The organism is Polaribacter dokdonensis (assembly GCF_024362345.1).
Classification (GTDB): Bacteria; Bacteroidota; Bacteroidia; order Flavobacteriales; family Flavobacteriaceae; genus Polaribacter; species Polaribacter dokdonensis.
The window spans coordinates 2,821,080-2,837,030 of sequence record NZ_CP101505.1; the positions used below are offsets into that span (position 1 = coordinate 2,821,080).

Consider the following 15,951-nt stretch of genomic DNA (forward strand, 5'->3'; position numbering starts at 1 on the left):
TTTAATTTTTTAGGCTAAGTAGGTAAGTGGGCCAGCTCTAACCTCTGGAATATTATGTGAAGTACTATTTTTTACAATTTGTTGTGTGTTGTAAAATTTAGATTTTAGTTTGTATGTTTTTTTACTTGTTAACAGTGCTAACTTAGCTGATGAAGCATAGTTTTGCGAAGTTGTAAATCTATCTGAATCGTATTTAATTTCTAGAATAGAATTACCATCGAAATTAGAAGAATAACTGCTTGTATCTATTTCATAAACATCAATATTAAACTTTGTTGTTTTTTCTGATGGATATTTCTTGTCTTCTAAAGGAAATTTAGAAATATTGTTCGATACATCTTCATTAATAGAAAGCGCATTTTTTATATTAGAAACATGTTCTGCACTATAATAGGCAATTTTTAGGTTGCCATTTTTTGATTTCTGAATTTGAATATTTGAAGCACCAGCTATTTCTAATCGATTTTTTAGGTCGATAATTGTGTTCTCCTTTTCTAGCTCATTTATTGCAGAATTGGTAAACTCTAAAACAATTTCTTGATTAGGTACAGGCTTATTTTCTTGAATAGTACCAAGAAAAATGAATAAAACTAAAAGTGTACTTAAGTACCATTTTGTGTTCATGCCTCAAATATAAAAAAATAGATTGCTTTTAACTGATGTAAAAGCAATCTATTTAATATGAAGTTAGTAATTTACTATAGTTCTAGTAAACCATTTGTTTTAGAAACGCCTTCTGCAGATTCTTTTAAGTGGTTTTTTTCTGCATCACTTAAATTAATTTCTACAATACTTTCTATACCGTTTTTACCTAATACTACAGGCACACCAATACATAAGTCATTTAAACCATATTCACCTTCTAATAAAGTAGAACATGGATATATTTTCTTTTGGTCGCAAGCAATTGCTTGTACTAAACCAGAAACTGCAGCTCCTGGAGCATACCAAGCAGAAGTACCTAATAAACCAGTTAAAGTTGCACCACCAACCTTTGTGTCTTGCTTTACTTGCTCTAATCTATCTTCTGAAATAAACTCTGAAACTGGCACAGAATTACGAGTAGCTAACCTTGTTAAAGGAACCATCCCTTTATCTGAATGACCACCAATTACCATTCCATCAACATCAGAAATAGGTGCTTCTAATGCTTCTGCTAATCTGTATTTAAAACGAGCTGAATCTAATGCTCCACCCATACCAATAATTCTGTTCTTTGGTAAACCTGTTGTTTTATGAACTAAATAGGTCATAGTATCCATTGGGTTAGAAACAACGATAATAATAGTTTCTGGAGAGTGCTCAATTAAGCTAGCAGAAACTGTTTTTACGATACCTGCATTAATACCAATTAATTCTTCACGAGTCATACCTGGTTTTCTTGGAATACCAGAAGTAATAACACAAATATTGGAATTTGCAGTTTTAGAATAGTCGCTAGTACTACCAGTAATTTTTGTGTCAAAGCCATTTAAAGAAGCTGTTTGCATTAAGTCCATTGCTTTACCCTCAGCATAGCCTTCTTTGATGTCTAACAAAACAACTTCTGAAGCAAAATTCTTTATTGCTATATATTCTGCACAACTTGCACCAACTGCTCCTGCACCAACTACTGTAATTTTCATTTTTATTTAATTTTATTTATTAATGATTTTAAGCTGTAAAAATACAAATTTTGACATTGTAAAGTCTTAATTATAAGCAAAAAAAAGCCTGTATAATTACAGACTTTTTAATTTTTTTAAATAACTATTATCTAAAGCTAAAAGCAACTCCTAGATTAGCTGTATTGTATTCTTGTAAAGTATAACTACCAAAGATTTTAAAGAAGCCTAAACTTAACCTTAAACCAGCAGTTGTTCTAAATCCACCAGCATCAAATTCTGATGTTAATGGATCAGAAATTGTTCTACTTACAGGGCCATAGCTTAAGGTATAATCTCCTAACATATTTAAGGTAGAATTACCTGAACCATAACCAATACCTCCATAAAGATTAATAATAGGGAAGTTTAAAGAAGCAATTGCTTCAACTGTGTAGGCATTTAATTTAAATTCAGCTAAACCATCTTGTACAGTAATATCTCCACTACTTTCTATATTATAATCTACAGTCATAGTTGTATAAGCAGCTAAAAGTGAAACATGTAAAGGTGTTTTATCTAAAGGACCAAACCAATCTGTAATTTCTTTTTTAAGACCTATACCAAATAAGTTTCCTTTTACATCATCATCTCCAACTTTTGGTACTAATCTTAAGTTGATTTCAAATTTTGCAGGTAAGCCTAAACTAACTTGCACAGCTGGTGCAGGTACAGCACTTAAAGGTAAACTCTCTTTAATACCTCCAGGAGCATTAAATGTTGTACTATAGGTAGTTCCGTTTTCAACAAAATTAACAGTGGTAAGTGGTGTAAAATCTTCTGAACCAGCAACAGTAGCTGCATTTATAGATCCTGCATTAATGGATGTTAATCCAGATAAACTAAATATTTCATCTTCTTCTGGAACTAGAGAAGCATTTAAACCAATGGAAATATCGAAACCTAAAGTTTTGTGAACTTTTGCTGTGTGATACCATCCATTGTTCATACCATAAATTAAGCCTTTCATGGCTGGATTTATGTAAGCTTCAATTAACTTACTTCTATCATTATTGTCTGCTAAAAGATAGCCCTCAAAACCATCTTGTGCTTTCGATTGAAACGAAAAGACAAAAAGGCCTATTAAAATTAATGTGTACTTTTTCATTTTTTTGGAAATTTGATTGATAAAATATATTTAAGCTAAGATAAAAAAAAATACACACTTCAAAATTTGAAGTGTGTATAAAGTATTTCATAGAGAGTTAATTACACGTCTATGTTAGCATATTTTGCATTTCTTTCTATAAAGTCTCTTCTTGGTGGAACTTCGTCTCCCATAAGCATAGAGAATACTCTATCGGCTTCTGTAGGACTATCAATAACAACTTTTCTTAAAGTTCTAAATTCTGGATTCATTGTGGTATCCCAAAGTTGTTCTGCATTCATCTCTCCAAGACCTTTGTAACGTTGTATAGTTACAGAGCCTCCCATTTGCTGAGCAATTAAATCTCGTTGATTGTCATCCCAAGCATATTCTCTTTTTTGTCCTTTTTTAACTAAATATAAAGGAGGTGTAGCAATATAAATATATCCTTGCTCAACCATTTCTTTCATATATCTAAAGAAGAATGTTAAGATTAAGGTAGCAATATGAGAACCATCAACATCGGCATCACACATAATAACTACTTTATGATATCTTATTTTTGATAAGTTTAATGCCCTTGGATCTTCTTCTGTACCAATAGAAACACCTAAAGCAGTAAACATGTTTTTGATTTCTTCATTTTCAAAAACCTTGTGCTGCATTGCCTTTTCTACATTCAAGATTTTACCACGAAGTGGAAGTATTGCTTGAAAGTTTCTGTCTCTACCTTGTTTAGCTGTTCCACCTGCAGAATCTCCCTCAACTAAGAAAATTTCACATTGAGCAGGATCAGTTTCTGAACAGTCAGATAATTTACCAGGTAAACCACCAATAGACATAACACTTTTACGTTGAACCATGTCTCTGGCTTTTCTTGCTGCATGCCTTGCAGTTGCAGCTAAAATTACCTTTTGTACAATGGTTTTAGCATCATTAGGATTTTCTTCTAAGTAATCTGTAAGCATTTCAGATACTGCCTGAGATACTGCAGAAGTTACTTCTCTATTTCCTAATTTGGTTTTTGTTTGTCCTTCAAATTGAGGTTCCGCAACTTTTACAGATACAATAGCAGTTAAACCTTCTCTAAAATCATCACCAGCAATATCAAACTTTACATTTTTAAGTAAACCAGATTCGTCTGCATATTTTTTTAGAGTACCAGTTAAACCACGTCTGAAGCCAGATAAATGAGTACCACCTTCATGCGTGTTAATATTGTTTACATAAGAATGTAAATTCTCTGCATAAGAAGTATTGTATACCATTGCAACTTCTACAGGAATTCCGTTTTTCTCACCTTCCATAGAAATTACATTCGCGATTAATTGTTCGCGAGTAGAATCTAAATATTCAATAAATTCAGGTAAACCTTTATCAGAGTGAAAAGTTTCAGAGATAAAATTACCTTCATCATCTGTATTTCTTTTATCAGTTAAAGTAATTGTAATTCCTTTATTCAAGTACGCTAATTCACGCATTCTTGTAGCTAAGGTCTCGTAGTTATATTCTGTACTTTGCGTGAAAATAGATTTGTCTGGTAAAAAAGTTACAATAGTACCAGTAAAATCTGTTTCTCCAATAGTTTTTACTGGATATAAAGTTTTACCCTTTTCGTATTCTTGTTGCCAAATTTTACCTTCTTTGTGTACTGTTGCTGTTAAATGATCTGAAAGTGCATTTACACAAGAAACACCAACACCATGTAAACCTCCAGATACCTTATAAGAGTCTTTGTCGAATTTACCTCCAGCACCAATTTTTGTCATTACTACTTGTAATGCAGAAACGCCTTCTTTTTTGTGTAAACCAACAGGAATTCCACGTCCATTATCTTTAGTAGTAATAGAATTGTTTTCGTTAATTGTAACGTCAATAGTGTCACAATAACCACCCATTGCTTCATCAATAGAGTTGTCTACTACTTCATAAACCAAATGATGTAAACCTCTAACACCAACATCTCCAATGTACATAGAAGGACGCATTCTAACATGCTCCATACCTTCTAATGCCTGGATACTGGAAGCATCATAACTATGTTTTTTTTCTTCGCTCATTATAAAAGTGAATTATTTTTTAGGTTGATAATTATTGTCTAGATAGACAATACTGTAAAATCAAATTTACAATTTTTAAACTGATTTTAAAGCTTTTTTAGCAATCTTGTGTTCTAATTATCAACATTTGTTAAAAAACTAAAAAGTGTCTTAAATCGCTTTAAAACGACATTTAATGTTGGTTTGTTGTTTTTATTTTATGCTTTTTGTTTTCGAAAATAAAAAAACCTCGCAAATGCGAGGTTTTAAACAATTGAATTGTTTAAGGTTGGGGGGATTGATTTTATTTTATGATTTTTACATTCATTTCTTCTATTTTTTTGTCTGATAAAATGGATGGCGCATTAAATAATAAGTCTTCAGATGTTCCTGTTTTTGGAAAAGCCATAACTTCTCTAATAGAAGCTTTCTTTTCTAAAATCATCATTAATCTATCTACACCCCAAGCAATTCCTCCATGAGGTGGTGCCCCATATTGAAATGCTTTATACATAGTTCCAACACTTTTTAGCATTTCTTCTTTATTGTAACCCATATTTTTGTAGGTTGCTTCTAAAATTTCTGCTTTGTGTGCACGTACAGAACCACCACCAATTTCATAACCATTTAAAATTAAGTCATATTGCTGAGCGATGATTGTTCCAATTTCTTCTCCTTCACCATTCATATGTTTTTCTAAATCATAAACAGCTGGCATTGAGAATGGATTATGTGTAAACGTCCATCTTCCTTCATCCGTTTTTTCGAACATTGGAAAATCTACAACCCAAGCAGGTCTTAATTCCTTCGGATTTATCAACTTTAAAATTCGTCCCATTTCTTGACGAACAGCATCTAAAGCTTTGTTTGCAGTTGTATAATCAGCAGCAGAGAAAAATACAATATCACCAATTTGAGCATCTGTAGCTTTTATAATATTTCTAGCAATTTCTTCTCCTAAAAACTTAATAATTGGTGATTGCAAATCATTTTCATTTACAATAATATAAGCCAAACCACCTAAACCATTTTGTTGTGCAATTGCAGTCAGGTTTTCTATCTGACCTTTAGACATTCGTTTGTTTCCTTGCTCTTCTGCAGAAACTTTAATACATTTTACAATTCCACCTTCATCAATAGGTTTGCTAAACACTTGAAAAGTAGTGTCCTTTACAATTTCAGTAATGTCTTGCATTTCTAAACCATAACGTAAATCTGGTCTATCACAACCATATTTATCCATAGCTTCTTTGTACGTAATTACTTCAAAAGGATGTAAAATCCATTTTTTACCATAGATTTTTTGCACTACTTCATTAAACATTTTGGTGTTTAAATCTATAATTTGCTGCATACTTGCGTATGCCATTTCAATATCTAATTGTGTAAATTCTGGTTGACGATCTCCTCTAGAATCTTCATCTCTGAAACAGCGTGCAATTTGAAAATATTTCTCAAACCCACCAACCATCAACATTTGTTTAAATTGTTGAGGTGCTTGTGGTAGCGTATAAAAAGAACCTGCTTGCTTTCTGGTAGGGACAATAAATTCTCTTGCACCTTCATCTGTACCAGCAGTTAAAATTGGTGTTTCAATTTCTAGGAATTCTTCTTCATCTAAAATATCACGTAATAATTTTATCACTTTGTGACGATTCACAATTGCCTTGCGAACTTCATCATTTCTATGGTCTAAAAACTTGTATTGAAAACGTGTAGTTTCATTTGTTTTCATTGCTCTTTTAATTTCAAAAGGCAAAGTTTTAGATAAATTTAAAATTTCTAAAGCTGATGTTTCAAGTTCTATTTTACCAGTTCTTAAACCTGCATTGTAATCATCTTCTCTTCTTTGAACTACAACACCAGTAACCATAATTACGGTTTCTGCTTTTAGTTTTACCAATTCATCTAAATTCGGGAAAGTTTCTCTACTTAAACGAACCTGAAAAATTTGATAACTTGAATCACGTAAATCAATAAAAATTAGCTCTCCATGATCACGAACACTAGCAACCCAACCAGCTAATGTAATTTTTAAGTTAATGGAATCTTCAGAAATTTCTGATATTTTATGGGTTCTATACTTGTCTTTGATTATAATTGGAGTTTTTTGCAACTCCTCAACTTCAGTGCTTTTTTGTTGATTTTCGCTTTTCGCTTTTCGCTTTTCGCTATTAGCAGTTTGCTGATTGCCAATTGCTAAAGGCGAATCGCTAACAGCATGCAAAATTTCCTGTCTTATTACTTTCCCTGAAGCACCTTTACCAATAATTTTGATTACTTTTCCGACAAGAATTCCTGCTTTTCCCTGGTTTCCAGCCTTAATATCATTAGCAATAGCTTCGTTTTCCGTAATTACTTTTAAAACTGCTAATTTTATTTTTTCTTCAGAAATCGTGTTCTCTTCAAAATACTTGTTATAGTCAAATTTTCTATCTTTTAAATAACGTATAATGGCATTCTGAACTAAAACAGCTGTAATTTTTTCCGCTTTAAAAAGTTGAAAAATTTCTATTAAATGATTTACGTCATGAATATCTTTATATTCGTCAGCACCAATATTATTTACCAATGTTTTGGCAACAAAAGACGGATCTTTAATTACATTGTTAATAGCAATAAAAGTTTCAGAACGTAATGAATCCGAAGTAAAAAACTTGGCATCTTGTGGTAATACATCACCTTTTATCAAAATAGATTCAACTGCAAAAGGCAAAGAACTAACATCAACATCTATGCTTTCTACAACATTTTTAATGCTTACAAAAGGTAAATCTGGCTCAGAAATAAATCTGTAATCAGCTTCAAACTCCTTTTTACGCATTGTTTTAGTTTGCTTTAAATCTGCATCAAACAATACTGTAGTTTGGTCTGGTCTGAATTCTTTATGCTCTATGTAATAGTTTAATTGTTTTTCAACTTCCTCTTTTAAAGCCTCAATCATAAACTTAAAAGAGTTCAAGTTTTTGATTTCTGTACGTGGATTTAAGTTGTAGCTGTGTTTTTTTCTAAGTGATACAGAAACATCAGATTTAAATTCACCTTTCTCTAAATTTGCTTCCGATATTTTTAAATTCTGAACAATTCTTTGGATGTATTGTGCATATGTTGAAGCATCTTCAATATGTCTGATACAAGGTTCAGTTACAATCTCAATTAAAGGTACACCAGCTTTGTTAAAATCGACTAAAGAAACCTTCTTTTCGTGCATCAATTTTGCAGCATCTTCTTCAATATGAACTTGTGTTAAGTTCACTGTAAATTGAGATCCATCATTTCTAAAACAAGAAACTTGTCCATCAGGAATAACAGGGTTATGAAACTGTGTAATCTGTATATTTTTAGGATTATCTGGATATTCGTAATGTTTACGATCCCAAGAAATCACTTCATTTTCAAACGTAGATTTTACAGCTTTACCAAAATAGATTGCTTTGGTAATTGCTTCCTTGTTAATAGAAGGTAAAACACCCATTTGCCCAGTACAAACTGAACATATATTTGTATTTGGATGAGCAGATTCTGTATTTGCGCAAGAACAAAATAACTTGGTTTTTGTGTTTAAACGAACGTGAGTTTCTAAACCAATTACAAGTTCTAGCTCGTGTTTTTTTAATAAATCATTCAATTTCTCTAGTTCCATTATATCAAATCATTTAAGAAATTAGCGAATTGTAAAACCAAAGCATCATTATTTTTTGATGCAGAAATTTGCAAGCCTGTTGCAGTTCCTTTTGGTATTGTTAACGTTGGTAATTGACCTAAACTAAATCCAACAGTATAAGCATCAGATAAATACATTGCTAAAGGATCGTTTAAGCTGTCTCCAATTTTTGGAGGTGTATTTGGTGTTACTGGCGATAAAATAATATCAACTTCTTTAAAGTCTTTTTCAAAATTATCAGAAATCTGATCCCTTAAGTTTAAGCCTTTTAAGTAAATTTCATCTGAAAAACCTTGTGATAAAACTTGATTACCACCAACAATTCTTCTTTTAGATTCTTCAGAAAAATTTTCTGAACGTGTAATGGAGTAGGTGTCTTTTAAGTTATCACCTTCAATCCTTGATCCGTAATTTGTGCCATCTAATCTCGATAAATTAGAAGCTGTTTCAGCCATTGCTAAAGTATAATATGTAGAGACTAAGGTGTCAGATTCAAAAAAGTCTAATTCTTTTACTTCAATTCCTTTTCCTTTTATTTTTTCCATGGATGCTAAAAAATCTGCTTTTATTTGGCTATCAATAGCATCACTTTCTATAAAGTTTTTAAAATAACCAATGGTTTTTATTTCATCAGTATTTAAAATAGTTTCTTTGGATATTTTTTCTGATTGATAAGTAGTTTGATCTTTTATGTCTTTACCACTCATTACATTTAAAACGATTCTAATATCTTCTATCGATTTTGCAATTGGCCCAACGCAATCTGTAGATGATGCGTATGCCATAATTCCAAAACGAGAAATTCTACCATAAGTTGGTTTTAATCCGAAGACATTATTATAACCTGCTGGCTGACGAATTGAACCTCCTGTATCTCCACCAATAGAAAAAACGGTGTAATCTTTAGCAACATTAACAGCAGAACCACCACTTGAACCTCCTGAAACTAAATCAGAATTAATGGCGTTTTTTACAGCACCAAAAATGGTGTTTTCAGAAGATGAACCATGACCAAAAGAATCGCAATTTTCTTTTACTAAAGGTATTGCACCTGCATCTAATAATTTCTGAATTGCTGTTGCTGTATAAGCAGATTTGTAATTCTTTAGTAAATCAGAACTTGCAGTTGTATAAGTTCCTTGAAGCATATAAACATCTTTAATTCCGAAAGGAATTCCTTCTAAAAGTCCGATTTCTTGTCCGCTTTCAATTTTAGCATCAACTTTTGTGGCCAATTCTAAAGCTATTTTATCTAATAAAGAATTTACAGAATTGTAAGTATTAGATTTTAGTAAATCTAATCTGTCTTGTACTAATTTTGTACAAGTAAATTCTTTGGCCATCAATTGCTGATGGATTTTGTGTATTTGTGATTCCATCATTTATTCCTCAATTACTTTAGAAACTACTAAATAACCGTTTTTCTCTTTTGGAAAATTCTCTATGATTATCTCTTTCTCTAAAGAAGAACTATTTATGACTAAATCTTCTCTTAAATCATTTACAGAAACAGCATTGTTATGATTTTTATTAAAGGCATTTGCATTATTAGAGTTTGCATTTTTAATTACATCAAATAATTTATTTACAGCCTCAGATGGTTGGGCTCCCTTAATACTAGACAAAATGTCTACTGTCATAATTTTACTCATTTTCTTATAATTTAATGCATAAAAAAACCTTCCAAATTAGGAAGGTTATATAAATATCTGAATAAACAACAACCTTCCTTACCTATAAATTAGGATTAATGAAATTAAGATTGTTATTAATGATTCTCATAATTAGTATTCTATAATCGCAAATATATGTAGAATGAATGCTATAAAAATCGATTTTTATTAATTTTATTTAAGACTTATTGTTTTGATAATAATCTTAAATTTAAATATCAATCTGATAATAATTTTAAGAAAATGCACTAAAAATTTGTAGTTAAATTAATAGCGCATTCTTTTAATTCATTAAATTCAAATCCAACATAAGTTCGGAGCTGTAAATAAACAAATTATAGTATTAATTATAAACATTATTTATATTTTAGGTTACATATTTATTGTTTATATCTTTTTTAGGTAATAAAATGATAGTTGATTTCTAAATAATATAGGTTTTACTTTAAATTGCTTAATTCTTTAAAATTTGTTAGATATAATTTGCGCAAATAAAAAACCATTTTTACATTTGTAACATAATGATTAACAAACAAAACATATCTTGGTGGTGGAACTCTCTTAATAAATAAGTGAGACTATACCTGTATGTAAAATATATTAAAAAGGCTTATCTCACGATAAGCCTTTTTCAATTCAATACAATGAAGAATATAAAATTTAAAACAATACATAAAACTAAAATTGCAGATACAATTACGCCTGTTGGTTTGTACTTGCGTATTAGAGATAAGTATGCAAATACTCTTTTATTAGAAAGTTCAGATTATCATAGTAAAGACGAAAGTTTTACATTTATAGCCATTGAGCCTGTAGTTTCTATAAAGGCAGAAAATCATCATTTATGTTTTTCTCATAAAAATGTAGAAATAGAAAATAAAAAAATTGGTAGAAATTTTAACCAAATATTTGAAGAGTATAGTAAAAGAATAGAGTTAGACTCTCCTGCAGAATTAAAATCATTTAATGGTTTATATGGTTACACTACTTATGATTCTGTACAGTATTTTGAGAATATAGAGTTAACGGTTGATGAGGCTCCTTCAGCTATACCTTTACTACAATACAGTTTTTACAGATTTATTATTGCTATCAATCATTTTAATGATGAAATGACTTTGATAGAAAATATTGAAGAAGGTACTGAGTCTAGAATTAAAGAAATTCAAACTTTAATAGATGCACAGACTTTTAATACATATCAATTTGATATTGTAGGGGAAGAAACTTCTAATGTTAAAGGTGAAGAGTTTATTGAGTATGTAAAGAAAGCAAAAGCACATTGTAAAAGAGGAGATGTTTTTCAGTTGGTTTTATCTCGCCAATTTCAACAAAAATTTAAAGGAGATGAGTTTAATGTATACAGAGCTTTACGTTCTATAAATCCATCACCTTATTTATTCTATTTCGATTACGGTTCTTTTAAATTAATGGGTTCTTCACCAGAAGCACAGATTAAGATTTCTGCAGGTAAAGCAACCATAAATCCTATTGCTGGTACTTTTAGAAGAACAGGAGATATGGCTAAAGATATTCAGTTAGGTAAAAAGCTTTCTGAAGATAAAAAAGAAACTGCAGAACATGTAATGCTAGTAGATTTAGCTAGAAACGATTTAAGTAAACATGCAGATCAAGTAGAAGTAGAGGTCTTTAAAGAAGTGCAATATTTTAGTCATGTTATTCATTTAGTTTCGACTGTAACAGGACAATTAAAAGGAAATCCAATAGAAATTGTAGGGGATACATTTCCTGCAGGTACTTTAAGTGGTGCACCAAAATATAAGGCAATGCAATTAATTGATACTTATGAAAATCAATCTAGAGGATTTTATGGTGGTGCAGTTGGTATTATTGGTTTAGATGGCTCTGTAAATTTAGCCATTGCAATACGTTCTTTTGTAAGCAAAAATAAAACTTTGTATTATCAAGCAGGAGCAGGAATCGTGATTCACTCAGATGAAGAAAAAGAATTACAAGAAGTAAATAATAAGTTAGCAGCTTTGAAAAAAGCCTTAATTCTAGCAGAACAAATTTAAAACTAGCTTTTAAAATGAAAATATTAATAATAGATAACTACGATTCATTCACCTACAACTTAGTTCACATGGTTGAAGAAATTACGGGTACTTTTCCTGCAGTTTTTAGAAACGATGAAATAAGTATTAATCAAGTTGGTGAATTTGATTTAATTATGCTTTCTCCTGGACCTGGAATTCCAGATGAAGCAGGTATTTTAAAAGAAGTTATTAAAACCTATGCAGGTGTAAAACCTATATTTGGAGTTTGCTTGGGTTTACAAGCAATTACTGAAGTTTTTGGGGGTAAAATTATCAATCTAAATGATGTGTATCATGGAGTAGCAACAGAAATGAAGGTTACAGATGATAGTGCAGTAATTTTTAAAGATATACCAGCAATATTTTTAGCTGCACGTTATCATTCTTGGGCAGCAACAGATGAGGGTTTCCCAAATGAATTAAAAGTTACAGCTAGAGATGAAGAAGGATTAATTCAGGCTATTGAGCATGTTGCTTATCCAATTTCTGCGGTTCAATTTCATCCAGAATCTATTTTAACAGATGTTGGTAAACAGTTGGTGACGAATTTTATCAACTCTGCAGAGTTGAATGCTGAACTTGATTCAGCATCTAAATAAAAAATATACTGAAATAAATTCAGCATAATATGAAAGCAATTTTAAATAAATTATACAATCACGAAAGGTTAACCAAGCTTGAAGCAAAACAAGTTTTAAAAGACATTGCTTTAGAGAAATATAATGATGCGCATTTGGCTTCTTTTATGACTGTTTTTATGATGAGACCAATTACAGTTGATGAACTTGCTGGTTTCAGAGATGCTTTAAAAGAATTAGCCATAAAAATAGATTTATCTGATTTTAATACCATTGATATTGTTGGTACAGGAGGTGATGGAAAAGACACCTTTAACATATCTACTTTAACCTCTTTTATTGTTGCAGGTACAGGTCAAAAAGTTGCAAAACATGGTAACTATTCTGTGTCTTCTCAATCTGGTTCTTCAGATATGTTAGCCAGTTTTGGTTATGAATTTACGAATGATGAAAACACACTTAAAAATCATTTAGATAAAGCCAATATTTGTTTTTTACATGCGCCTAAATTTCACCCAGCAATGAAAGCTGTTGGCCCTACAAGAAAGGCTTTAAAATTAAAGACGTTTTTTAATATGCTTGGGCCCTTGGTAAACCCAAGTTCTCCTAAAAACCACATGTTAGGAACCTTTAATTTAGAGGTTGCACGTTTGTATAACTATATTCTGCAAGATGAAGATATCAACTATGGAATTATTCATGCTTTAGATGGTTATGATGAAATTTCGTTAACTAGCGGATTTAAAATGTTTACTAAAAAAGGAGAGCAATTAATAAACCCAGAAGATATAGGTCAGCAAAGAATACAACAATCTGAAATTTTTGGAGGAAATTCTGTGGCTGATGCAGCAAAAATTTTTAAGACAATTTTAGAAGGTGAAGGTACAGAAGCACAAAATAATGTGGTGCTTACAAATGCTGCTTTTGCACTAAAAATTGTAGATGATAAAAAAGCTTTTAGTACTGCCTTTGAGGAAGCAAAAGCATCTTTATTTGGAGGCAAAGCAAAAGATTGCCTGAATAAATTAATAAACCTATAAATGACTAAGAAGAAAAATAATTTATACTTAATTATTCCTGCTTTTCTGTTTGTGGGTATGGCTATAGGTATACAAACAGGCAGTATTGTTAAACAAGGAATTATAGGTTTAATAGTGGGTTTAGTAGTATATATGTTTTTAAGAATTCGAAACAATAAATTAAAAAAATAAAGTCGATAAAATGACAATTTTAGATAAAATAATCGCATTTAAAAAGAAGGAAATTGCTAAAATAAAAGCAGATGTACCTCTTAAGAAATTAGTAGAAAGTCCTAAATTTAAAAGAACACCAATCTCACTAAAGAAATCTTTATTAGAAGTAGGTTCAACAGGAATTATTGCTGAGTATAAACGTCAATCACCATCTAAAGGTATCATAAATGATAAAGCAACAATTGCTGAGGTTACAAATGGATATTTAGATGCAAATGTAGCTGCACAATCCATATTAACAGACACCTCTTTTTTTGGAGGAACAATGGCAGATTTAATGGAAGCAAGAATAATCAATCAAACAAAACCAATTCTAAGAAAAGATTTTGTGGTTGATGGTTTTCAAATTGTGGAAGCAAAAGCCATTGGAGCAGATGTAATTTTATTAATAGCTTCTTGTTTAACATCAGAAGAATTAAAAAATTATGGAAATTTGGCTACAGATCTAGGTTTAGAGGTTTTATATGAAGTGCATACACAAGAAGATTTAGATAAGATTTCTGATTTAAATAATAAAATTATCGGAATTAATAACCGTAATTTAAAAACATTTGAGGTTGATTTAGATCATTCAATAAAACTGGCAAATCAAATTCCAGATACATGTATTAAAGTTTCAGAAAGTGGAATTTCTGACCCAAGAATTATTATTGGTTTAAAAGAATATGGATTTCAAGGATTTTTAATAGGAGAAAATTTTATGAAAACCGATAACCCTGGAGAAGCTTGTCAAGATTTTATAAATCAAATTAAATAATGGAAAGAGTTTCTTTGGATCCTATTTTGCCTCAAAATCCTAAAGTTTTTATTTTAGGAACTAAGCCAGGGAATCTAGAATTAAGGAAACAAGAATATTATGCAAACAATGGAAATTCATTTTGGAAAATTATTTATGAATTGACAGATGAAATATTTAGTAAAAACTATGCACAAAGAATAGATGTTTTAAAAAGAAACCATATTGCAGTTTGGGATGTTGCGCAGTTTGGAGAACGTGTAAGACCTGGAGCTCAGAATGTAAAAAATGAAGTTCCAAATCCAATAAATGAAATTGTAGAAATGTATCCATCAATCAAACAAATCATTTTTAACGGTCAAAAGTCTTATGATTTATATCACAAACATTTTACTAAAATTGAGGGTATAATTTACGATGTAGTTTTGTCTACAAGTCCTGCAAATACAAGGTTTTCGTTTAGAGAAAAATTAAATAACTGGAAAGAGAAAATAGTATGAAACTAAAAGTTTGTGGAATGAAATATGTAGATAATATTCAGCAAGTGGCTGAATTACAGCCTGATTATCTAGGCTTTATTTTCTATGAAAAATCAAAAAGAAATTTTGAAGGTATTATTCCAGACTTTTCGAATGCAATAAAAAAAACGGGTGTTTTTGTAAATGAGCATTTAGAAATTGTAATTTCATTAATAGAAGAGTATAGATTAGATGCTATTCAATTGCATGGAGATGAAACTGTAGCCTATGTAACAGAGTTAAAACAACATTTATCAGAAAGAAGAACTTTGTTTATTGAAGAAAATAAGTCCATTAAAAAGAGAAAAAATCAACATTATATTTCAAAAAATGAGATTGAAATTATAAAGGTTTTTGGAATTAAAGATTCCTTTAATTTTGATGTGTTAGAACCTTATTTAGAGGTTGTAGATTATTTTTTGTTTGATACAAAAGGAAAGGAAAGAGGAGGAAATGGAACTCAATTTGATTGGTCTGTTTTAAATGCTTATCCATTTAATAAACCTTTCTTTTTAAGTGGAGGTATAGGTTTAGAAGAGGTTGAAGAGGTTAAGAAAATTCAAAAATCAGGTTTACCTATATATGCATTAGACGTAAACAGTAGATTTGAAAGTAAGCCAGGTGTTAAAAAAATAGAAGAATTAGAAAAGTTTAAAAAAGAAGTATTTGTATAATCACCAATAAGTTGATTTTACACAATAAT

Annotated in this window: 14 protein-coding genes; 7 read left to right on the forward strand and 7 right to left on the reverse strand. The window is 30.5% G+C overall.

Going from position 1 to position 15,951, the window contains the following annotated elements; all coding sequences use genetic code 11:
- Positions 1-9: 9 nt before the first annotated feature.
- The 7 genes from LPB302_RS12630 to LPB302_RS12660 form a co-directional block, all read right to left on the reverse strand.
- Complete coding sequence (locus LPB302_RS12630; RefSeq protein ID WP_053973209.1) at positions 10-624, reverse strand: hypothetical protein; 615 nt, start codon at positions 622-624, stop codon at positions 10-12.
- Positions 625-698: 74 nt separating this feature from the next.
- Entirely contained in the window at positions 699-1,625 is a 927-nt protein-coding gene (mdh, locus tag LPB302_RS12635; RefSeq protein ID WP_053973208.1) for a malate dehydrogenase, read from the reverse strand.
- A gap of 127 nt (positions 1,626-1,752) precedes the next feature.
- The gene (locus LPB302_RS12640) at positions 1,753-2,751 is read right to left on the reverse strand and encodes a DUF6588 family protein (RefSeq protein ID WP_053973207.1); all 999 of its coding nucleotides are present in this window, start codon (positions 2,749-2,751) and stop codon (positions 1,753-1,755) included.
- 101 nt (positions 2,752-2,852) lie between these two features.
- Positions 2,853-4,790: a DNA topoisomerase (ATP-hydrolyzing) subunit B gene (gene gyrB / locus LPB302_RS12645; RefSeq protein WP_053973206.1), complete on the reverse strand. Its 1,938-nt coding sequence runs from the start codon at positions 4,788-4,790 to the stop codon at positions 2,853-2,855.
- Positions 4,791-5,073: 283 nt separating this feature from the next.
- Positions 5,074-8,412, reverse strand: coding sequence for a bifunctional amidotransferase subunit GatB/aspartate--tRNA ligase AspS (gene gatB/aspS / locus LPB302_RS12650; protein ID WP_053973205.1), 3,339 nt, complete (start codon positions 8,410-8,412; stop codon positions 5,074-5,076).
- Positions 8,412-9,812, reverse strand: a complete 1,401-nt coding sequence (locus LPB302_RS12655; RefSeq protein WP_053975265.1) for an amidase family protein — start codon at positions 9,810-9,812, stop codon at positions 8,412-8,414. The genes gatB/aspS and LPB302_RS12655 overlap by 1 nt, the downstream gene beginning before the upstream one ends.
- Positions 9,813-9,815: 3 nt before the next feature.
- Positions 9,816-10,085: an Asp-tRNA(Asn)/Glu-tRNA(Gln) amidotransferase subunit GatC gene (locus LPB302_RS12660; protein ID WP_053973204.1), complete on the reverse strand. Its 270-nt coding sequence runs from the start codon at positions 10,083-10,085 to the stop codon at positions 9,816-9,818.
- 665 nt (positions 10,086-10,750) lie between these two features.
- Between LPB302_RS12660 and LPB302_RS12665 the strand changes: the two genes are divergently transcribed.
- The 7 genes from LPB302_RS12665 to LPB302_RS12695 are packed head-to-tail and all read left to right on the forward strand — an operon-like array spanning position 10,751 to position 15,922.
- On the forward strand, positions 10,751-12,142 hold the full coding sequence (locus LPB302_RS12665) for an anthranilate synthase component I family protein (protein ID WP_053973203.1): 1,392 nt from the start codon (positions 10,751-10,753) through the stop codon (positions 12,140-12,142).
- Between the two features lie 14 nt (positions 12,143-12,156).
- Positions 12,157-12,762, forward strand: coding sequence for an anthranilate synthase component II (locus LPB302_RS12670; protein ID WP_053973202.1), 606 nt, complete (start codon positions 12,157-12,159; stop codon positions 12,760-12,762).
- A 29-nt stretch (positions 12,763-12,791) separates the two neighbouring features.
- Positions 12,792-13,781: an anthranilate phosphoribosyltransferase gene (trpD, locus tag LPB302_RS12675; RefSeq protein WP_053973201.1), complete on the forward strand. Its 990-nt coding sequence runs from the start codon at positions 12,792-12,794 to the stop codon at positions 13,779-13,781.
- Positions 13,782-13,952: a hypothetical protein gene (locus LPB302_RS12680; RefSeq protein WP_176966473.1), complete on the forward strand. Its 171-nt coding sequence runs from the start codon at positions 13,782-13,784 to the stop codon at positions 13,950-13,952. It abuts the gene before it with no gap.
- 10 nt (positions 13,953-13,962) lie between these two features.
- Positions 13,963-14,751 carry an indole-3-glycerol phosphate synthase TrpC gene (gene trpC / locus LPB302_RS12685; protein WP_053973200.1) on the forward strand — a complete coding sequence of 263 codons (789 nt, stop codon included), beginning with the start codon at positions 13,963-13,965 and terminating at the stop codon, positions 14,749-14,751.
- Positions 14,751-15,230 (forward strand): DNA-deoxyinosine glycosylase, encoded by a 480-nt coding sequence (locus tag LPB302_RS12690; protein WP_053973199.1) that lies wholly within the window; start codon positions 14,751-14,753, stop codon positions 15,228-15,230. Before trpC ends, LPB302_RS12690 begins: the two co-directional genes overlap by 1 nt.
- Positions 15,227-15,922 (forward strand): phosphoribosylanthranilate isomerase, encoded by a 696-nt coding sequence (locus LPB302_RS12695; protein ID WP_053973198.1) that lies wholly within the window; start codon positions 15,227-15,229, stop codon positions 15,920-15,922. The genes LPB302_RS12690 and LPB302_RS12695 overlap by 4 nt, the downstream gene beginning before the upstream one ends.
- The last annotated feature ends 29 nt before the right edge of the window (positions 15,923-15,951 follow it).